Here is an 18,075-nt window from a genome sequence, read left to right as displayed (position 1 = left end):
CTTATAAGTCCTCCGAACCCAACAGCATTTCAGAGAGCCCTTTGCCCGCTTTCACCATCGGCCAGACGTTTTCCGATTGATCGGTAATGAAGTTCATGAAGACCAGCTTGTCTTTCATGCCAAAGGCGTCGCGCATCGCGCCGTCGACGTCGCCCGGTTTCTCGATGCGCATGCCGACGTGGCCGTAGGCTTCCGCCAGCTTCTCGAAGTTCGGCAGCGAATCCATGTAGGACTCGGAATAGCGCGAACCGTAGTCGATCTGCTGCCACTGGCGAACCATGCCCAGGAAGCGGTTGTTCAACATGATGATCTTCGGCGTCAGATGGTATTGCTTGCAGGTCGCGAGTTCCTGGATGCACATCTGGATCGAGCCTTCGCCGGTGATGCAGGCGACGGTGGCGTCCGGGTTGGCCATCTGCACGCCCATGGCGTACGGCAGGCCCACGCCCATCGTGCCCAGGCCGCCCGAGTTGACCCAGCGCTTAGGCTTGTCGAACGGGTAGTACTGCGCGGCCCACATCTGGTGCTGGCCGACGTCGGAGGTGATGAAGGCGTCGCCCTTGGTCACTTCCCACAGCTTCTGCACCACGGCTTGCGGCTTGATCACCAGCTCCGACGAGGCGAACTTCAGGCAGTCCTTGCCGCGCCATTCGTTGATCTGCTTCCACCAGTCCTTGACCGCAGGCACGTTCGGCTTGGCGTCCGCAGCGTCGAGCTGGGCCAGGAATTCGATCAGCACGTCCTTGACGTTGCCGACGATAGGGATGTCGACTTTCACGCGCTTGGAGATCGACGATGGATCGATGTCCACGTGGATGATCTTGCGCGGGTTGGAAGCGAAGTGTTTCGGGTTGCCGATCACGCGGTCGTCGAAGCGGGCGCCGATGGCGATCAGGACGTCGCAGTGCTGCATCGCCATGTTCGCTTCGTAGGTGCCGTGCATGCCGGGCATGCCGACGAAGTTCTCGCTCGACGCTTTGTAGGCGCCCAGGCCCATCAGCGTGTTGGTGACCGGGAAGCCCAGCTTGTCGACCAGCTTGTTCAGCTCGGGCGAGGCATTGGCCAGGATCACGCCGCCGCCGGTGTAGATCATCGGACGTTCGGCTTGCAGCAGCAGTTGGACCGCCTTGCGGATCTGGCCGGAGTGGCCCTTGTCGACCGGTTTGTACGAACGCATCTCGACCTCTTTCGGGTACGAGTACGTCGTCTTGTGCATCGAGATATCCTTCGGGATGTCGACCAGCACAGGGCCTGGACGGCCGGTGCGGGCGATGAAGAAGGCTTTCTTGACGGTTTCCGCCAAATCCTTGACGTCTTTGACGAGGAAATTGTGCTTGACGACCGGGCGGGTGATGCCGACCGTGTCGCATTCCTGGAAGGCATCCTGGCCGATGGCGTGGCTAGGCACCTGGCCCGAGATCACGACCATGGGGATGGAATCCATGTAAGCGGTGGAAAGACCTGTCACGGCATTGGTGACGCCCGGACCGGACGTGACCAGCGCGACACCAACTTTGTTCGAGCTGCGCGAGTACGCATCGGCGGCATGCACTGCGGCCTGTTCGTGACGCACGAGGACGTGTTGGAATTTGTCTTGCTTGAAGATGGCGTCGTAGATATACAGTACGGCTCCGCCCGGATAGCCAAAGACGTGTTCTACGCCTTCCTCGGCCAGGCAGCGCACCAGTATTTCAGCGCCTGTGAGCGTGTTCGCTCCTTGTGATGCGGTTGCTTCGGTATTCATGAAACATTCCTTTCAAGGTCCATAGGAGATTGATCGGATGCTCTTTCCTAACGAAGTAGGCCCACCTCTACAGCATTGCCCTGCTTCCCTTTTTTTCTGCAGTCACACCTGCCTCTTCCGTCAACCGTAGTGACGTGCAAAGCAGTGCTAGCTGCAAACTCTCGTTTGGCTGGATCTGTCTGTAGCGGTTCTGCGTACCTCTCGCGCTTGTGGCACGGGTTAGAGCAAACTGCTGACATATGAAAGCGCGTCTCGTCGATTGCGGCGTTGTGTGCCAGCTGCGACCAGACCATAGAGCTTCGGGGTGTTCAAAGCGTCCCATACGGTACACCCGGCGGCCCCGTTTGGGCAAGGGAAATATCGAAAAAATGCAGATTGCGGTACATTTTGCACCGTCAAAGCTGCAAAAACCATGCAGAAATGGCTAATTTTTGCTAGCATGCGCTCAGTTCACGAGCCGCCCCCTAGCGGCCCAGCGCCGGCTTTCCCGGCAGTATCCACACCCGACGCATGGCCACAGACAAAGAATTATCCGACTTTCTCGAAAACGTCGAGCGGCGTGCCTTTAAACAAGCCGTCTATGCAGTGCGCAAGGACGAGTCCGCATTGGACATCGTGCAGGACGCGATGATCAAGCTCGCCGAGAAATACGGCGACAAGCCGGCCGCCGAGCTGCCGATGCTGTTCCAGCGCATCCTGCAAACCACCATCCTCGATTATTTCCGCAGAGAAAAGGTCCGCAACACCTGGGTCAGCCTGTTCTCTGGCATGGGCCCTTCCGGCGGCGACCATGATGATTTCGACATGCTCGAATCGTACGCCGCCGAAGAGGGTTCCGAAGCCTCCGAGTCCAGCGCGGACAAGATCGAGCGCCAGCAGATGCTGGCGCTGATCGATGCCGAGGTACAAAAGCTTCCAGCGCGTCAACGGGAAGCCTTCCTTATGCGTTATTGGCAGGACATGGACGTGGCTGAAACAGCCGAAGCGATGGGATGTTCCGAGGGGAGCGTGAAGACACATTGCTCACGCGCAACACATACGCTCGCCGAATCGCTAAAAGCCAAGGGAATAACACTATGAACACCGACGATCTGAATTTCGCCTACAAGGTGCGCCACGCGCTCAATGAGCACCTGGACGATCTGCCCGCATCGACCACCGATCGCCTGGCGCAAGCGCGCAAGCTGGCGCTCGCCCGCAAGAAAGCCCATGTGGAAGCGCCGCTGAAGGTACGCGTCAGCAAGAATGCACTGGCGGGCGCCGGCACCGGCTTCTTCTCGTTCAGCTGGATGACCCGCATGAGCGTGGCGTTGCCATTGCTGGTGCTGGTCGGCGGCCTGGCCGGCATCTACCAGTACGAGCAGGAGCAGCGCGTGGCCGACCTGGCCGAGCTCGACGCCGCCGTGCTGTCGGACGAATTGCCGTTGTCCGCCTATCTGGACCACGGTTTTAACGCCTACCTGACCCAAAGCGAGTAACCAGCATGGCATTGAGCGGTCGCGCAAAATGGGGCGCTGGAACGGTGGTGGTGTTAGCGATAGCAGCGGCAAGCGCGGCGCTGGTCGGCTGTGGCCGGTCGGAAACGCCAGCCCAGCCAGCAGCGTCGAGTTCTTCCGCTTCCGGCGCGCAGCCGGGCGCAGCGGGCAAACGCGCGTCGGCCAAGTCGGCGGAAAAAACCATGTGGAAGGATTTGACGCCTGAGCAACAGCAGGCGCTGGAGCCGCTGGCCCCTGAATGGGACCAGATGGAGCCGATCCGCAAGCAAAAATGGCTGGGCATCGTCAAGCGCTACGCGTCGATGAAGCCGGACGAGCAGGCCCGCGTGCAGGAACGCATGCGCGAATGGGTCAAGATGACGCCGGAAGAACGCCGCCAGGTGCGCCAAAACTTCACCCGCGCGCAAAAGATCGATCCGTCGCAGAAATCCACGCAGTGGGAGTCGTACCAGCAGCTGCCTGAAGAGCAGAAAAAGGAACTGGCGGCCAAGGCGGCCACGAAGAAGCAAGTCGCCAACCTGCCGACGCCGACCCAGAGCAAGATGAAAACCGTGGCGCCGATCAAGCCGGCCGTGCCGACCACCGGCGCCGGCCCTTCCACGGCGCCGCCTGCAACGACGGCCACCGCAGGCGGCGCGCCTGCCGCCGCGCCTGCCATCGATCCCGCCACCGGCGCGCCCATCCCCAACGCATCGAACATAGCGCCGGTGATCGCGCCAGCCGCTTCCACGCCTGTGCCGCCTGCTCCACCCGCCACCAGCAATGTCAAATAATCCGGCTGTCACCATCCCCACCGTCAAACGCCGTCTGATCTCGATGGTCTACGAAACCCTGCTGGGTTTCGCGGTGCTGTTCCTGCCCTTCCTGATCTTTGAAGTCGCCGTCCACGGCAACCATACGCCTACCCTGGAGCACATGCGCCAGGCGCTGGCCTTCCTGGTGCTGGGCGCCTACTTCATCCACCAGTGGAGCCGCGACGGCCAGACGCTGGCGATGAAGACCTGGCGCCTGAAAGTCGTACGCCCCGGCCACAACCACCTTTCGCTGCAGGCGGCCGCCGTGCGCTACCTGCTGAGCTGGATGTGGGTGCTGCCGGCGCTGCTGGTGTCGCTGGTGCTGGACCTGCACAAATGGCAGGCGCTGGGCGCGGTCGGCGCTGGCATCCTGCTGTGGTCGCTGACGGCCTTCCTCGACAAGGATCGCCAGTTCCTGCACGACAAACTGACAGGCACCCGCCTGGTCCAGCTGCCGCCGCCGGAAAAGAAAAAGAAGGCCGTGCCGGCGGTGTAATTCTTGCAATCTTCTGTGGCAGAATAAGCCTTTCGCCACAGGGGGTACAAATGAGTAAAGTTGTTTGCACGATGTACGGGGCGGCCCTCGCCCTGTCAGTCTCCGCCGCGTTCGCGGCCGACATTCCCGCCGCGCCGGTGGCGCGGGTTGAACCAGTCAGCGACACCTACTTCGGCGAAGCCGTGGTCGACCGCTACCGCTGGATGGAAAACGACAAAGACCCCGACTGGCTGCCCTACCTCAAACAACAGAACGCCCACGCCCGCGGCGTGCTCGACGCGCTGCCCAAGCGCGATGTGCTGCTGGCCCGCATCCAGCAACTGTCCGGCGACGTGGCCACGCCGGCGCGCGTACAGAAGGCCGGCGCCCGCCTGTTCTACCAGCAGCGTCCCGCCGGCGCCAACAACTTCAAGCTGTTCGTGCGCGAGGTTGGCAAAAACAGCGGCAAGGATCGCGTGCTGGTCGATCCGACCAAACTCGACACCAAGACCAGCCACGTCTCGCTGGACTGGTGGCAGGCCTCGCCGGACGGCAGCAAGCTGGTCTACGGCCTGTCCAAGGACGGCAGCGAAGACTCCGTGCTGCAGATCATGGACGTGCGCACCGGCGCCATCCTCAAGGAACGCATCGCCGACACGCAGGGCGCCAATCCCAGCTGGCTGGACGACAGCTCCGGCTTCTTCTACAATCAGCTGACCGGCAAGAACAACACGCCGGAACGCTATCTCGATTCGGTGGCCCGCTTCCACAAGCTGGGCGGCGATCCGGCCAAGGACCCGCTGCTGATGAAGCGCGGCCTCGATCCTGCAATCGCGTATGAAAAAATCCAGTCGCCGTACATCGGCACTTCGCTGCACTCGGCCACCGCGCTGCTGATACTGGCCGACGTGCGTCCCGAAAAACGCATCTACGCCGCGCCGCTGCGCGACGTCATCAAGGGCAAGGCCAAATGGCGGCAGGTGGCCGACTTCGCCGACGAAGTCACTGACGTGGACCTGGACGGCGACGACCTGTACCTGCTGTCGACCAAGGACCATCCGCGCGGACGCCTGCTGAAAACCTCGGCCAGCGCGCCATCGCTGGCCAAGGCAAGCGAAGTGGTGGCCGAGTCGAAGCTGGTCCTGCAAGGCATGGCGCGCGCCAAGGACGGCCTGTACCTGCGGGCGATGGACGGCGGCCCGAGCACGCTGCAACGCCTGGGCAACGACGGCAAGCTGACCACCATCGCCCTGCCCTTCGAAGGCACGCTGCGCGGCATCGAGTCCGATCCTAACGCCCCGGGCGTGCTGACCACGCTGACCGGCTGGCTGGAACCGGCCGGCATCTGGAGCGTGGGCGCCGACGGCAAGATGACCGACACCGGCATCACGCCGAAGCCGGCCATCGACACCAGCGCCTACACCACCGAGCGCCGCTACGCCACCGCCAAGGATGGCACGCAGATCCCGTATAGCCTGATCTACAAAAAAGGCCTGAAGATGGACGGCAAGAATCCGGCCTTCGTCTCCGCCTACGGCAGCTACGGCTCGGCCGCGTACACGCCCTCGTTCGCGGGCCGCACGCTGGCACTGGCCGATCAGGGCGCCGTCATCGGCTACGCCAATGTGCGCGGCGGCGGCGAGTTCGGACGGCAGTGGCACCGCGCCGGCCAGCTGGAAAACAAACCGAATACCTGGCGTGACCTGATCGCCGTGTGCGAAGACATGAATGCAAAAGGCTACACCTCGCCTGAGCATCTGGCGATCGGCGGCCGCTCGGCCGGCGGCATCACCATGGGCCGCGCGCTGGAGGAGCGTCCGGACCTGTTTGCGGCGGTGGTATCGGGAGTGGGTTGGCACAATCCACTGCGCTACGTGGCGGAGCAGAATGGCTACGGCGAGGAACCTGAGTGGGGAGCGATTGCCGATCCGGCCGGCTTCAAGGCGCTGAAGAGCATCGACAGCTATCAGCAAGTGGTCGACGGCACGAAGTACCCGGCCATCATGCTGACCACCGGCGTGACCGATCCGCGCGTGGCGCCGTTCCATCCGGCGAAGATGGCGGCGCGCCTGCAGTCGGCGACGGCCAGCGGCAAGCCGGTGATACTGCGGGTGGACTTCGACGCCGGCCACGGCATGGGCTCAACCCGCGCGCAGCAGGATGCGGAATCGGCCGATACCTACGCCTTCATTTTGTCGCAGACCACTGCGAAGTAATCAGAAACGTTCGTGATCCTGCAGGTAGCGCCACTCGCCTACCGGCAGGCTAGACATCGCGATGCGTCCAATGCGGATGCGCTTGAGCGACACCACGGTCAGGCCAACCAGCTTGCACATATGTTCGATCTGGCCCGGCTTGGGATTCTTCGGCGCGAAGCGCAGGCGGTTCTCGTTCTGCCAGCTGACCTTCATCGGCGGCAGCGGCTTGCCGTTGAACGGCAGGCCGTGGTTCAACAGCGCCAGGCCGTTTTCCATGATGGTGCCGGTCACCTCGGCGATGATCTCGTGCTCGATCTTGGACGCTTCGTCGACCAGCTTGCGGCTGACGCGGAAGTCCTGCGTGAACACCAGCAGACCGCTGGCATGCGTCTCCAGTGGAGTGGTCAAGGTCAGGTTGACCAGGTGGCGCTTGAGGAAGCGCTGGCCCGGTGCGGAACGCGTCAGCGAAGCGGGGTTCAGCAGGTGCACCGCTGGCGAGCCGTCCTTGCCGATGCCACCGTTGGCGCCCACCGGCTTATGCAGCAGGATCGTCACCGGCAGGATCTCCAGCAGCGTGGCGTCCGGTGCGACTTCGATCTGCTGTTCCATCGTCACGCGGGCGCCCGCCTCTTCCACCACAACGCCATCGACGCTGACGAAACCGCCCTCGATATAGAGTTCGGCTTCGCGGCGCGAGCAAGGGCGCATCTCCGACAGGCGCTTGGCCAGGCGGATGCTGTTATCAGTGGTGGTGGTATCGGTCATCCGAAGAAATCTCCAAAAACGGTAATGGCGCGGTCGATGTCCTCGCGCGATGCATCCATGTGCGTGACGATGCGCAGGTGCGGCGACATCGATACGCGTATGCGGGTCAGTTGCAGCACGTCGTTCAAAGCACGGCAGGTATCGGCCGGGATATCGACGTAGAAAATATTGGTTTGCGGCGTGCTGACCTTGAGGCCTTTCAGCTTGGCCAGTTCGCTCGCGAAGTAAGTGGCGTTGTCATGGTCTTCCGCCAGCCGCTCGAAATTGTGCTGCAAGGCGTACATGCCACCCGCCGCGATCATGCCGGCCTGGCGCATGCCGCCGCCCAGCATCTTGCGCCAGCGCTTGGCCTCCGCGATCAGCGGCTTGCTGCCGCACAGGACGGAGCCGATCGGCGCGCCCAGGCCTTTGGACAGGCACACCGAAACGGAATCGAAGCCCGCCACGGCGGCACGCGGGCTCACGCCCAACTTGACGGCGGCGTTGCAGACGCGCGCGCCGTCGAGGTGCGTGGCCAGGCCGCGTTCGTGCGCCAGCGTGGTCGCCTGCTTCAGGTAGTCGAGACCCAGCACGCGGCCGCCGATGGTGTTTTCCAACGCCAGCAGCTTGGTACGCGCGAAGTGGAAATCGTCCGGCTTGATGTAGGCTGCGATGTCGTCCAGCGCGATGCTGCCATCGGGTTGATTGATGATGGGTTGCGGCTGGATACTGCCCAGCACCGCCGCACCGCCGCCTTCGTAGCGATAGGTATGGGCTTCCTGCCCGACCAGGTATTCGTCGCCGCGGCCGCAGTGGGCCAGCAACGCCAGCAGATTGCTCTGCGTGCCGGAGGGCGCGAACAGCGCGTCCTCATAGCCGAACAAGTCGGCCGTGTATTCCTGCAGGCGGTTGACGGTCGGATCATCGCCGTAGACATCGTCGCCGACGTCCGCTGCGTTCATCGCGGCGCGCATCGCCGCGCTGGGGCGGGTGACGGTGTCGCTGCGGAGGTCCAACCATTTTTCGTTCAGCTCACTCATCGTTCCATCACCCTTGTTGATTTACTGTTTTGCTACCTGCTCGGTAAAGAAGCGGTTGCCCATCTCTTCCAGCCCCAATGTCTCCAGCACTTCCTGCAAACGCTCCGATGGTCGCTGGCGCGGCAGGTTTTTGTACGTGGCGATGATCAGCTCATTCTTCATCGAGTGCTCCCAGCCTACCAGCTCGGTCACGTTGACGTGGTAGCCGTGCGCCTCCAGTTGCAGGCAGCGCAGCACGTTGGTGATCTGGCTGCCAAATTCGCGCGTGTGAATCGGATGACGCCAGATCTCGGTCAGCGCGGACTTGGCCAGCGACTTGCCCTTGTTCTTCTTCAGCACCGAGGCGACTTCCGCCTGGCAGCACGGCACCAGCACCATGTACTTGGCCTTCTTCTTCAGCGCGAAGTGGATGGCGTCGTCGGTCGCCGTGTTGCAGGCGTGGAGCGCGGTGACGACGTCGATCTGGTCCGGCAGCAGCTTCGATTCGGTGGACTCGGCTACCGACAGCGGCAGGAAGGACATGCCGGGGAACTTGAACTGCTTGGCCAGTTCCTGCGAACGCGCCACCAGCTCTTCGCGGGTTTCGATGCCGTAGATGTGCGAGTTGTCGCCCAACGCCTTGAAGAACAGGTCGTAGATGATGAAGCCGAGGTAGGACTTGCCGGCGCCGTGATCGACCAGCGATACGCTCTCCTTCTCGGCCAGCACTTCCTTCAACAGCGGCTCGATGAACTGGTACAGGTGGTAGACCTGTTTCAGCTTGCGGCGGCTGTCCTGGTTCATCTTGCCGTCGCGGGTCAGGATGTGCAGCTCTTGCAGCAGCGCGACGGTCTGGCCTTCGCGGATTTCCGGCATGTTGTCGGCGCCGGTGACGGTGGCGCCGATCTTGGTCGTTTGCTTACTTGGCTTCATCGATCCACGCCTGCTGAACCGCTTCAAGGACTTTTTCACCGCCGCGCGAGTGGTCGTCGTCAAACTCTTCGAGATCGACGATCCAGTTGTGCAGATCAGTGAAGCGGATAGTCAGCGGATCAATGTCCGGGTGCTTATCGTAGAGCGCTTCCGCAATCGCGGTGATGTCAGTCCATTTCATAATCAGTGCCCGCCTTCGCTTGCGTGATTGATGGTGTATTTCGGGATCTCGACGACCAGGTCTTCGTTCGCCACCACGGCCTGGCACGACAGGCGCGACACGGCTTCCAGGCCCCAGGCCTTGTCCAGCAGGTCTTCTTCGGTTTCGCTGGCTTCGCTCAGCGAGTTGAAGCCTTCGCGCACCAGCACGTGGCAGGTGGTGCAGGCGCAGGACTTCTCGCAGGCGTGCTCGATGTTGATGTCATTTTCGAGCATGATGTCGCACAGGGTCTTGCCAACTTCGGCTTCGACGACGGCGCCGTCCGGGCACAGTTTTGCGTGGGGCAGGAATACGATTTGTGGCACTTGTAACCTCTAGGTTTGTTTTAAACTACCTGGTCCAGCGTCTTGCCGGCCAGTGCGCTGCGCACGCTGCGATCCATGCGGCGCGATGCGAATTCTTCGGTGCCGTTGGCCAGCGCTTCGACGGCGGACTTCACTGCCGCGTGATCGACAGCGCCGGTCTGCGACTGGGCGACCACGTCGCGCACCTTGTTCATCAATACGTCGACCGCTGCGCGTTCTTCGTCGCTCAGCAAGGATGCGTCTTCGTCCAGCGCCGATTGCGTGGCCAGCATGATGCGCTCGGCCTCGACCTGCTCTTCGCGCAATGCGCGGGCGACCATGTCGGTATCGGCCGATTTGTACGAATCCTGCAGCATGCGCGCGACGTCGTCGTCCCCCAGGCCGTAGGCTGGCTTGACGATGATCGACGCTTCCACGCCGGAGCGCAGCTCGCGCGCGGACACCGACAGCAAGCCGTCCGCATCCACTTGATACGTGATGCGGATGCGCGCGGCACCGGCCACCATCGGCGGGATGCCGCGCAGCTCGAAGCGCGCCAGCGAACGGCAATCGGACACCAGCTCACGCTCGCCTTGCAGCACATGCACCGCCAGTGCGGTCTGGCCATCCTTGAAGGTGGTGAACTCCTGCGCGCGGGCGCACGGGATGGTCGAGTTACGCGGAATGATCTTCTCGACCAGGCCGCCCATCGTCTCGATACCCAGCGACAGCGGGATCACGTCCAGCAGCAGCCAGTCGTCGCCTGGCGCGCGATTGCCGGCCAGCAGATTGGCCTGCACCGCCGCGCCCAGCGCCACGACCTTGTCCGGGTCGATGTTCGCGTGCGGGATGGTGTGGAAGTATTCGCTGACCGCGCGCTGCACGTGCGGCATGCGCGTCGCGCCGCCGACCATGACCACGCCATCGACGTCGTCCGCATCGACATTAGCGTCGCGCAGCGCCTTCTTGATGGCCTTCATGGTCTTGTCGATCAGGTGCTTGGTGATCTCCTGAAAGGTCTCGGCGGTGATCTTCAGATGCACTTCTTCGCCGGAGCCGAGGATCGCGTCGACGGTCACATCGTTCTTGGTCGACAGCTGCTCTTTCGCTTCGCGCGCCTTGACCATCAGCACAGCGGTGTCTTCATCCGACAACGGCGCCAGTTTTTCCTGCTGGTGGATGTAGCAGAACAGGCGGTGGTCGAAGTCGTCGCCGCCCAGCGCAGAATCGCCGCCGGTGGACAGCACCTCGAACACGCCCTTGCTCAGCTTGAGGATGGAGATATCGAAAGTACCGCCACCCAGGTCGTAAACTGCGTACAGACCTTCCGAACCATTATCCAGGCCGTAGGCGATGGCGGCGGCGGTCGGCTCGCTCAGCAGGCGCAGCACGTTGATGCCGGCCAGTTGCGCCGCATCCTTGGTGGCCTGGCGCTGCGCGTCGTCGAAGTAAGCGGGCACGGTGATGACCGCGCCCACCAGATCGTCGCCCAGCGAATCTTCGGCGCGCTGGCGCAACGTGGCCAGGATCTGTGCCGAGATCTCGACCGGACTCTTGACGCCGGCGATGGTCTTCAGCTGCACCATGCCAGGGGTGTCCTGGAAATCGTAGGGCATGTTTTCCGCATAGGCGATATCGGCCAGGCCGCGGCCCATGAAGCGCTTGACGGAAACGATGGTGTTCTTCGGATCGGTGGTCTGCGCTGCTTGCGCCTTGTAGCCGATGTTGGCATGGCCGTTCGGCAGATAGCGCACCACGGACGGCAGCAGCGAGCGGCCATCCTCATCGTTCAGCACTTCTGGAATGCTGTTGCGCACCGTGGCGACCAGCGAATTGGTGGTGCCCAGGTCGATACCGACCGCCAGCCGATGCTGGTGCGGTGCGGTGGACATGCCTGGTTCGGAAATTTGCAGAAGTGCCATGGATGGACCTGTATTCTTATCTTGTCTGCTGAGGAGGTTTTGGGGTCAGTTCCGGCATTGTGCCACGCGTGGCACAATGCCGGAACTGACCCCAAAACCTCTCAGGCTTCGATTGCTTCAAAGGCGAAGCGGACTTCTTCGCCGAATTTTTCAAGGAACATCAACGCGCGCACGCCTTGCGCCGCCGCGTGGAAGTCGCCGGCATCGATCTGCGTTTCGATCGCCGCCAGCCGCGCCTTGCGTTCGTTGCGCAGCTGCTTGTCCAGCGCTTCCAGCGCGTCGCTGTCCTTGGCGGCGCGGGCGTCGCCCAGTTCTTCGCGCCATTCCATCTGCTGCATCAGGAAGGCCATCGGCATCGCCGTATTCGACTCGGTCTGCAAATCGACGCCATTGAGCTCGCACAGGTACTGCGCGCGCTTCTGCGGATTCTTCAGGGTCTGATAGGCTTCGTTGGCGCGGGTGGCCCACTGCATGGCGACGCGCTTTTCGGCGTCGGTGGCATTGACGAACTTGTCGGGATGGACGCGGCCCTGCACGTCGCGGTAGGCGCTGTCCAGCGCCTCCGCGTCTACGGCAAACTGCTGCGGCAGATTGAACAGCTCAAAGTGATTTTGCATGGCTTATCAGATGCGGAAGCTTTCGCCGCAACCGCAAGCGTCTTTCTCGTTCGGGTTATGGAACTTGAAGCCTTCGTTCAAGCCTTCGCGCGCGAAATCGAGCTCGGTGCCGTCGATGTACGGCAGGCTTTTCGGATCGACGAATACCTTGACGCCGTGCGATTCGAAGACGCTGTCCTCTTCCGCGATTTCGTCCACGTATTCCAGCTTGTAGGCCAGGCCCGAGCAGCCGGTGGTGCGCACGCCAAAACGCAGACCGACGCCTTTACCACGGCGTTCGATGTAGCGGTTGATATGCTTGGCTGCTTTTTCGGTCAGGGTGATTGCCATTTGATTCTCCGTACCGGCGGCGATGGCCGCCGGTGTAAAACAGACTTAGGCCGCGACTGGGTGCTTGGTCTGGTAGTCCAGTACCGCTGCCTTGATGGCGTCTTCCGCCAGGATCGAGCAGTGGATTTTCACCGGCGGCAGCGCCAGTTCTTCAGCGATCTGGGTGTTCTTGATGGCCAGCGCCTGATCCAGCGTCTTGCCCTTGACCCATTCGGTCACCAGCGAGCTGGAAGCGATAGCCGAACCGCAGCCGTAGGTCTTGAACTTCGCATCTTCGATCAGGCCATCGGCGCCGACCTTGATTTGCAGCTTCATCACGTCGCCGCAAGCCGGTGCTCCGACCATGCCGGTGCCAACGCTGTCATCGCCCTTTTCGAACGCGCCCACGTTGCGTGGATTTTCGTAGTGGTCCAACACTTTTTCCGAGTAAGCCATTTTGGTGCTCCTGTATTTTCTGTAACTTAAAAATTAGTGGGCTGCCCATTGGATCGAGCTGATGTCGATGCCTTCTTTGAACATGTCCCACAGTGGCGACAGCTCACGCAGTTTGTGTACCTTGGACTTCATCAGGTTGATGGCGAAGTCGATGTCCTCTTCGGTGGTGAAGCGGCCGATGGTGAAACGGATCGAGCTGTGCGCCAGCTCGTCGCTGCGACCCAGCGCGCGCAGCACATACGATGGCTCCAGCGAAGCCGAGGTGCAGGCCGAACCGGACGACACGGCCAGGTCTTTCACGGCCATGATCAGCGACTCGCCTTCGACGTAGTTGAAGCTGACGTTCAAGTTGTGCGGCACACGGTGTTCCATGTCGCCGTTGATGTAGGTTTCTTCGATCTCTTGCAGGCCCTTGGCCAGGCGGTCGCGCAGGCCCTTGATGCGGGTGATCTCGCTGTCCATTTCCACTTTGGCCAGGCGGAAGGCTTCGCCCATGCCGACGATCTGGTGGGTAGGCAGGGTGCCGGAGCGCAGGCCGCGCTCGTGGCCGCCGCCGTGCATTTGCGCTTCGATGCGCACGCGCGGCTTGCGGCAGACGTACAGCGCGCCCACGCCTTTAGGGCCGTAGGTTTTGTGCGCGGTGAAGGTCATCAGGTCGACCTTGGTTTTTTGCAGGTCGATCACCAGCTTGCCGGTCGCTTGCGCGGCGTCGCAGTGGAAGATGATGCCTTTCGAGCGGCACAGCGCGCCGATTTCGTCGATCGGCTGGATCACGCCGATTTCGTTATTGACCAGCATGACGGAGATCAGGATGGTGTCCGGGCGGATCGCGGCGGTCAGCTGCTCGATGGTGATCAGGCCGTTGTCCTGCGGTTCCAGATAGGTCGCCTCGAAGCCCTGGCGCTCCAGTTCGCGCACCGTGTCCAGCACTGCCTTGTGCTCGGTCTTGACGGTGATGATGTGCTTGCCCTTGGTCTTGTAGAACTGGGCGGCACCCTTGATCGCCAGGTTGTTCGATTCGGTGGCGCCGGAGGTCCAGATGATTTCGCGCGGGTCGGCATTGACCAGGGCGGCGACGTGGCCGCGCGCCTCTTCCACTGCCTTTTCCGCGGTCCAGCCGTACATGTGGCTGCGCGATGCCGGATTGCCGAACTGCTCACGCAGGTAAGGAATCATCATGTCGGCGACGCGTGGATCAATCGGCGTGGTGGCCGAGTAGTCCATGTAGATCGGGAAATGCGGGGCGGTCTGGAACTTCACTGGCGCGATGTTTTTTTCAGGGGCGTTCATCTGGGTTACTCCGTTATTTAATTCTCTTAACCAAGCGCGGCGTGGTTACGGTGCATCACGACCACGTTTTGTTCAGCATTCTTTTGCTTCTGTTGATCGACCAGATCCTGCAGCGACACGGAATCCAGGTAATCCACCATTTTTTCGTTCAGCGTGGCCCACAGTTCGTGGGTCATGCAGCGTGCGCCGCTGGCGGCGTCCGCGCCGTGGCAATTTTCCTTGCCGCCGCACTGGGTCGCATCGAGCGGCTCATCGACGGCGATGATGATGTCGGCCACGGTGACCTTGTCGGCGCGGCGCGCCAGACTGTAGCCGCCGCCCGGGCCACGGATCGATTCGACGATCTCGTGGCGGCGCAGCTTGCCGAACAACTGCTCCAGGTAGGACAGCGAAATGGCTTGCCGCTGGCTGATGCCGGAGAGCGTGACCGGGCCTTTGCCTTGGCGCAAAGCCAGATCGATCATCGCAGTCACAGCAAAACGGCCTTTGGTGGTCAGACGCATCACTACCTCGGTTCAACTGGGTTAAAATATCGACCTTGTCGCTAATCACGGTGTTGCACAAGAGCTGATTAGTTGATCGATTTAGTCAAGTATACCAAACTTTAACAAAGTTTGCCGGGAGGCCCTTTGGCCGCAGGGGTTACTTACCCTTTCAACAACTGCATCGGCTGGAACAGCTGGTGCATGTCCCGGTTGCCGATGAAGCTCAGGTTGTAGGGATGTTCCGCGCTGATCTGCGGGAACTTTTTCATTACTGGCAACTTGCTCAGCAATTCGGCGATCTTCCCCCACAAAATCATCGTCGGCGTCGTCTTCGCCTGCGCGGCCAGGCCGGCCATCACGGTTTCGAAGAACGGCAGCCAGGCCTTGGCATCCTTGGCCGGGGCGACGTGGCTGCGGAACACCAGCGAGGCGTTCAGCAGCAAAAAGCCCTGCTCGGTCAGTTTCTGTTGCATATCGGACAAGGTCAGGATGTGGCTGCCGGCGCCGCTGCGGGCGCGGGCGGAAACGGCCGCCATCGCATCGCCTGCGGTGTTGTCGAGCGACAGTTGGCCGTCGGCCACCAGCAGCATCTTCATGAAGTTGCGCAGCGAGGTGGCCTTGTTGACCGGCTTGGACAGGCCGCCGCCCTGCTCCTCCGACCACAGGCTGCCGACCGCGCCGTCCATGAAGCAGACGCCGGTTGCGCTCGCTTCGCGCGGATACGGGCCTTCGCCGACCAGAACGTAGCGCACTTTATCCAGCGGCAGCGCGAAGGCGGCGAACAGGCGCTGTTCGGTCGGCAGGTACTGGTCGTTGGCCAATTGCGGCAGATAGTCGGGCGTGGCGGCCATCATGGCCTCCAGCCCCTGCACCAGCAATGGACGCCAGGAAGCATCTGCGCGCGCCAGCGCATCGAGGATCGGAGTCGGGATCGTCATGAAAGAAAAGCTGTAGGGGAAAGGCGAGATTGTATCGCCGATCGACGCCACCGCCCAACATCTAAATGACTTAGTCCCGCTGCCGGGAGAACCGGAAATTGCAGTGGCTTGCGCCGCCAGCCAACGTTTGCGTCCTTTCCAGGTGGATGCCTCGCGCCGCATAGGCAACGAAATCAAGCCCGCAAATGTTCGGCAGGATTTCCTTGTCTTCATGACGCGCCGCGAATTTGCAAAAGCCGCAAGCACGGTAGTTGATGCCGAACTCGAAGTTGTCATGTGGGCCCGGCTCAACGAAATCGTAGACGAAATCGTCCGGAAACTCTTTCTGATGGCTTTCTGTCGCGCTTTTTGCAGCCTGCTCGCGCAGCAAGGTCTGATTCTCCGACGACATGAACTGACGCCCGGAGTCGAGACGTTCCGCTTCGGGCACGGTGAGCAATTGCGCCTTGTAGGTTTCCCGCTCGATTTCGCCGATCACGGACACCGACACTCCGTGTCGCCGCAGCACTCGGCTGATGGCCATAAAGCCCATGAGACGCATGAAGAAATCACTCATACGACTTCCAGCACCGCCGACATAGGGCATTTGGGTGAGAACGATGTCGAATTCGGCCATCACCTCATGCCTGATTCCGTCCAAACTGGATAGATGTGCGCGCTCGGACAACATCGTTTCAGCAAGGTCGAGTCGATGGCACATGGCGGCCTCCATTGCACCGCGATGCGACTCATAAAAGGGATGGATGATCTCAGTCATGAAACACCTCGCTCAGTCGGGAAGTCATTATAGAGCTGAATCCAGCCAGCCGCCGGTGAAGCCTGCGCTCAGCAGGCCATCTCGCAGATAGGTGTTCCGGCGCAGCAGGCTCCATGGGAAATCGTTTAGATGGTTTTCCACCATGATGACGGTCGGCCCTTCGTTGATGCCGAAGTGGTAAGGCGACACCCAGCGCCGGCAACCCTTCTCGCACAGATGGAAAATCGTCGAGAACGAGGCCTTGAAGCCGTAGGGATTGCTCTCGCACAGCTGCATGCCCTGATAATGGGCGATGCTGGGCAGGACGATCTCCGGGGCGAACGGCAACGAAGCGGCCACCGCCCACGGCGCCAAGGTGCCGTCGTCCGGGCCGTACGGCGCGCCCCGCCCCACGTAGTCGTAGAACTTGCGCTGCACGCCGTCGATCTTGCGAGTGGTCGGGCCGGGTCCGTCGCTGGCCGTGATGCCCCAGCACAGTTCGCCGTATTCGGGAAAGTCCATCGGATTCTCGATCGCGTAGCGCTGCTGCACGTAGGCCGCGCGGCGGCTGTTTTCGAAGTAGTCCAGGTCGTGCTCGCGCATGAAGTCGTCGCGGATGCCGCGCAGGTCCAGCCAGATGTGCGACATCTGATGGATGAACAGCGGCCCCGCATACAGGTAGTCGATGCCGTGCACCGTTTTCCATTCGTAGCTGCTGGCCCAGGCGTCGTAGCTGTCGCGCCCGATCGGATAAGTCGGCGAACCCAGCGCCAGCACGTACAGGATCAACGCCTCGTCGTAGCCTTCCCAGTGCCAGCGCAGGAAACCCCGCTCCGGCTTCCAGCCGTGGCACAGCAAGGCGTTGCGGCGGCGCATCCATTGCCAGTCCACGCGCCGGTACAGCATGTGCGCCAGTTCGCGGATCTCGCGCTCGCCCGGCGACGTGTCGCTGAAATACTCGGCCGCCGTCAGCATGCCGGCGATCAGCAGCGCGGTGTCGATGCTGGACAGCTCGCACTTCCATGCGCGCGCCCCGCTCTCCATGTCGAGGAAATGATAGTAGAAACCCTTGTAGCCGGTGGCGCCGGGCGCGTCGCTCTGCTCGCTGTTGGCGAAGAAACGCAAGGTGGTCAGCGTGCGCAACACGGCTTCAGAGCGCGGCATGCAACCGCGCTCGACGCCTATCGTGTAAGCGGTCAGCGCCATGCCGACGGCGGCGATGCTGGCCGGCCAGCCCGGTTCGGTCTTGTCGCGTATCAGGCCGTTGGATGGATTGGTTTCGTGGATGAAGTATTCGAAGGAATTCTTTTGCATCTCCGTCAGCAACTTCAGAGACGCTGCATCGTGCAGCATGGTGGTCATAGCGGACTCGGCAATACCAAAGTTCCATGCTGTCACAGGCGACCACCTGCGTA

General features: G+C 61.8%; 20 protein-coding genes. 5 read left to right on the top strand and 15 right to left on the bottom strand.

The genetic code is table 11. The annotated features are described in order from the left end of the window. Position 1: 1 nt before the first annotated feature. Positions 2–1,744: an acetolactate synthase 3 catalytic subunit gene (locus tag RUGAMON1_RS00580; protein ID WP_445228676.1), complete on the bottom strand. Its 1,743-nt coding sequence runs from the start codon at positions 1,742–1,744 to the stop codon at positions 2–4. 510 nt (positions 1,745–2,254) lie between these two features. Here RUGAMON1_RS00580 and RUGAMON1_RS00575 point away from each other — a divergent pair. Genes RUGAMON1_RS00575 through RUGAMON1_RS00555 form a run of 5 tightly spaced genes read left to right on the top strand, consistent with a single transcriptional unit; the run spans position 2,255 to position 6,725 of the window. Then, positions 2,255–2,824 carry an RNA polymerase sigma factor gene (locus tag RUGAMON1_RS00575; RefSeq protein WP_445228675.1) on the top strand — a complete coding sequence of 190 codons (570 nt, stop codon included), beginning with the start codon at positions 2,255–2,257 and terminating at the stop codon, positions 2,822–2,824. Continuing rightward, positions 2,821–3,222: a DUF3619 family protein gene (locus RUGAMON1_RS00570; protein ID WP_445228674.1), complete on the top strand. Its 402-nt coding sequence runs from the start codon at positions 2,821–2,823 to the stop codon at positions 3,220–3,222. Before RUGAMON1_RS00575 ends, RUGAMON1_RS00570 begins: the two co-directional genes overlap by 4 nt. A gap of 50 nt (positions 3,223–3,272) precedes the next feature. Next, positions 3,273–4,013, top strand: coding sequence for a DUF3106 domain-containing protein (locus RUGAMON1_RS00565; protein WP_445228673.1), 741 nt, complete (start codon positions 3,273–3,275; stop codon positions 4,011–4,013). Further along, entirely contained in the window at positions 4,003–4,530 is a 528-nt protein-coding gene (locus tag RUGAMON1_RS00560) for an RDD family protein (RefSeq protein ID WP_445228672.1), read from the top strand. Before RUGAMON1_RS00565 ends, RUGAMON1_RS00560 begins: the two co-directional genes overlap by 11 nt. Positions 4,531–4,580: 50 nt before the next feature. Beyond that, positions 4,581–6,725, top strand: a complete 2,145-nt coding sequence (locus tag RUGAMON1_RS00555) for a prolyl oligopeptidase family serine peptidase (protein WP_445228671.1) — start codon at positions 4,581–4,583, stop codon at positions 6,723–6,725. Here the strand turns inward: RUGAMON1_RS00555 and RUGAMON1_RS00550 are convergent, their stop codons facing one another. The 14 genes from RUGAMON1_RS00550 to RUGAMON1_RS00485 all read right to left on the bottom strand — a co-directional run bounded on the left by RUGAMON1_RS00550 (position 6,726) and on the right by RUGAMON1_RS00485 (position 18,022). Then, entirely contained in the window at positions 6,726–7,472 is a 747-nt protein-coding gene (locus RUGAMON1_RS00550; protein ID WP_445228670.1) for an rRNA pseudouridine synthase, read from the bottom strand. Continuing rightward, on the bottom strand, positions 7,469–8,491 hold the full coding sequence (gene ltaE / locus RUGAMON1_RS00545; protein ID WP_445228669.1) for a low-specificity L-threonine aldolase: 1,023 nt from the start codon (positions 8,489–8,491) through the stop codon (positions 7,469–7,471). The genes RUGAMON1_RS00550 and ltaE overlap by 4 nt, the downstream gene beginning before the upstream one ends. A gap of 21 nt (positions 8,492–8,512) precedes the next feature. Beyond that, positions 8,513–9,403, bottom strand: a complete 891-nt coding sequence (locus RUGAMON1_RS00540; RefSeq protein ID WP_445228668.1) for a class I SAM-dependent methyltransferase — start codon at positions 9,401–9,403, stop codon at positions 8,513–8,515. Next, on the bottom strand, positions 9,390–9,584 hold the full coding sequence (iscX, locus tag RUGAMON1_RS00535) for a Fe-S cluster assembly protein IscX (protein WP_116987985.1): 195 nt from the start codon (positions 9,582–9,584) through the stop codon (positions 9,390–9,392). The genes RUGAMON1_RS00540 and iscX overlap by 14 nt, the downstream gene beginning before the upstream one ends. Before the next feature lie 2 nt (positions 9,585–9,586). Continuing rightward, complete coding sequence (gene fdx, locus RUGAMON1_RS00530) at positions 9,587–9,928, bottom strand: ISC system 2Fe-2S type ferredoxin (RefSeq protein WP_445228667.1); 342 nt, start codon at positions 9,926–9,928, stop codon at positions 9,587–9,589. Positions 9,929–9,948: 20 nt separating this feature from the next. Then, positions 9,949–11,829 (bottom strand): Fe-S protein assembly chaperone HscA, encoded by a 1,881-nt coding sequence (gene hscA / locus RUGAMON1_RS00525; protein WP_445228666.1) that lies wholly within the window; start codon positions 11,827–11,829, stop codon positions 9,949–9,951. A gap of 101 nt (positions 11,830–11,930) precedes the next feature. After that, on the bottom strand, positions 11,931–12,446 hold the full coding sequence (hscB, locus tag RUGAMON1_RS00520; RefSeq protein ID WP_445228665.1) for a Fe-S protein assembly co-chaperone HscB: 516 nt from the start codon (positions 12,444–12,446) through the stop codon (positions 11,931–11,933). Between the two features lie 6 nt (positions 12,447–12,452). After that, positions 12,453–12,776 (bottom strand): iron-sulfur cluster assembly protein IscA, encoded by a 324-nt coding sequence (iscA, locus tag RUGAMON1_RS00515; protein ID WP_008450508.1) that lies wholly within the window; start codon positions 12,774–12,776, stop codon positions 12,453–12,455. 45 nt (positions 12,777–12,821) lie between these two features. Further along, positions 12,822–13,211: a Fe-S cluster assembly scaffold IscU gene (iscU, locus tag RUGAMON1_RS00510; RefSeq protein ID WP_020702063.1), complete on the bottom strand. Its 390-nt coding sequence runs from the start codon at positions 13,209–13,211 to the stop codon at positions 12,822–12,824. A 33-nt stretch (positions 13,212–13,244) separates the two neighbouring features. After that, a complete protein-coding gene (locus tag RUGAMON1_RS00505) occupies positions 13,245–14,501 on the bottom strand; it encodes an IscS subfamily cysteine desulfurase (RefSeq protein ID WP_116987981.1) in 1,257 nt (418 codons plus the stop codon). 26 nt (positions 14,502–14,527) lie between these two features. After that, a complete protein-coding gene (gene iscR / locus RUGAMON1_RS00500; protein WP_008450513.1) occupies positions 14,528–15,004 on the bottom strand; it encodes a Fe-S cluster assembly transcriptional regulator IscR in 477 nt (158 codons plus the stop codon). 143 nt (positions 15,005–15,147) lie between these two features. Then, the gene (locus tag RUGAMON1_RS00495; protein WP_445228664.1) at positions 15,148–15,924 is read right to left on the bottom strand and encodes a uracil-DNA glycosylase family protein; all 777 of its coding nucleotides are present in this window, start codon (positions 15,922–15,924) and stop codon (positions 15,148–15,150) included. Positions 15,925–15,994: 70 nt separating this feature from the next. Further along, entirely contained in the window at positions 15,995–16,681 is a 687-nt protein-coding gene (locus tag RUGAMON1_RS00490) for an L-2-amino-thiazoline-4-carboxylic acid hydrolase (protein WP_445228663.1), read from the bottom strand. A gap of 27 nt (positions 16,682–16,708) precedes the next feature. Beyond that, complete coding sequence (locus tag RUGAMON1_RS00485; protein ID WP_445228662.1) at positions 16,709–18,022, bottom strand: glucoamylase family protein; 1,314 nt, start codon at positions 18,020–18,022, stop codon at positions 16,709–16,711. Positions 18,023–18,075: the final 53 nt, after the last annotated feature.

Source organism: Duganella rhizosphaerae (assembly GCF_040364205.1).
GTDB lineage: Bacteria > Pseudomonadota > Gammaproteobacteria > Burkholderiales > Burkholderiaceae_D > Rugamonas > Rugamonas rhizosphaerae.
The sequence above is the reverse complement of the archived record's forward strand: the minus strand, read 5'-3'. Positions and strand labels throughout refer to the sequence as shown.

Bases quoted from the DNA above. Each gene is read 5' to 3' on its own strand.
- hscB (WP_445228665.1), bottom strand. From the start codon at position 12,446: ATGCAAAATCACTTTGAGCTGTTCAATCTGCCGCAGCAGTTTGCCGTA.
- iscA (WP_008450508.1), bottom strand. From the start codon at position 12,776: ATGGCAATCACCCTGACCGAAAAAGCAGCCAAGCATATCAACCGCTAC.
- RUGAMON1_RS00540 (WP_445228668.1), bottom strand. From the start codon at position 9,403: ATGAAGCCAAGTAAGCAAACGACCAAGATCGGCGCCACCGTCACCGGC.
- iscR (WP_008450513.1), bottom strand. From the start codon at position 15,004: ATGCGTCTGACCACCAAAGGCCGTTTTGCTGTGACTGCGATGATCGAT.
- RUGAMON1_RS00495 (WP_445228664.1), bottom strand. From the start codon at position 15,924: ATGACGATCCCGACTCCGATCCTCGATGCGCTGGCGCGCGCAGATGCT.
- ltaE (WP_445228669.1), bottom strand. From the start codon at position 8,491: ATGAGTGAGCTGAACGAAAAATGGTTGGACCTCCGCAGCGACACCGTC.
- iscX (WP_116987985.1), bottom strand. From the start codon at position 9,584: ATGAAATGGACTGACATCACCGCGATTGCGGAAGCGCTCTACGATAAG.
- RUGAMON1_RS00580 (WP_445228676.1), bottom strand. From the start codon at position 1,744: ATGAATACCGAAGCAACCGCATCACAAGGAGCGAACACGCTCACAGGC.
- RUGAMON1_RS00490 (WP_445228663.1), bottom strand. From the start codon at position 16,681: ATGACTGAGATCATCCATCCCTTTTATGAGTCGCATCGCGGTGCAATG.
- RUGAMON1_RS00550 (WP_445228670.1), bottom strand. From the start codon at position 7,472: ATGACCGATACCACCACCACTGATAACAGCATCCGCCTGGCCAAGCGC.
- RUGAMON1_RS00570 (WP_445228674.1), top strand. From the start codon at position 2,821: ATGAACACCGACGATCTGAATTTCGCCTACAAGGTGCGCCACGCGCTC.
- RUGAMON1_RS00485 (WP_445228662.1), bottom strand. From the start codon at position 18,022: ATGACCACCATGCTGCACGATGCAGCGTCTCTGAAGTTGCTGACGGAG.
- RUGAMON1_RS00555 (WP_445228671.1), top strand. From the start codon at position 4,581: ATGAGTAAAGTTGTTTGCACGATGTACGGGGCGGCCCTCGCCCTGTCA.
- RUGAMON1_RS00560 (WP_445228672.1), top strand. From the start codon at position 4,003: ATGTCAAATAATCCGGCTGTCACCATCCCCACCGTCAAACGCCGTCTG.
- iscU (WP_020702063.1), bottom strand. From the start codon at position 13,211: ATGGCTTACTCGGAAAAAGTGTTGGACCACTACGAAAATCCACGCAAC.
- RUGAMON1_RS00505 (WP_116987981.1), bottom strand. From the start codon at position 14,501: ATGAACGCCCCTGAAAAAAACATCGCGCCAGTGAAGTTCCAGACCGCC.
- hscA (WP_445228666.1), bottom strand. From the start codon at position 11,829: ATGGCACTTCTGCAAATTTCCGAACCAGGCATGTCCACCGCACCGCAC.
- RUGAMON1_RS00575 (WP_445228675.1), top strand. From the start codon at position 2,255: ATGGCCACAGACAAAGAATTATCCGACTTTCTCGAAAACGTCGAGCGG.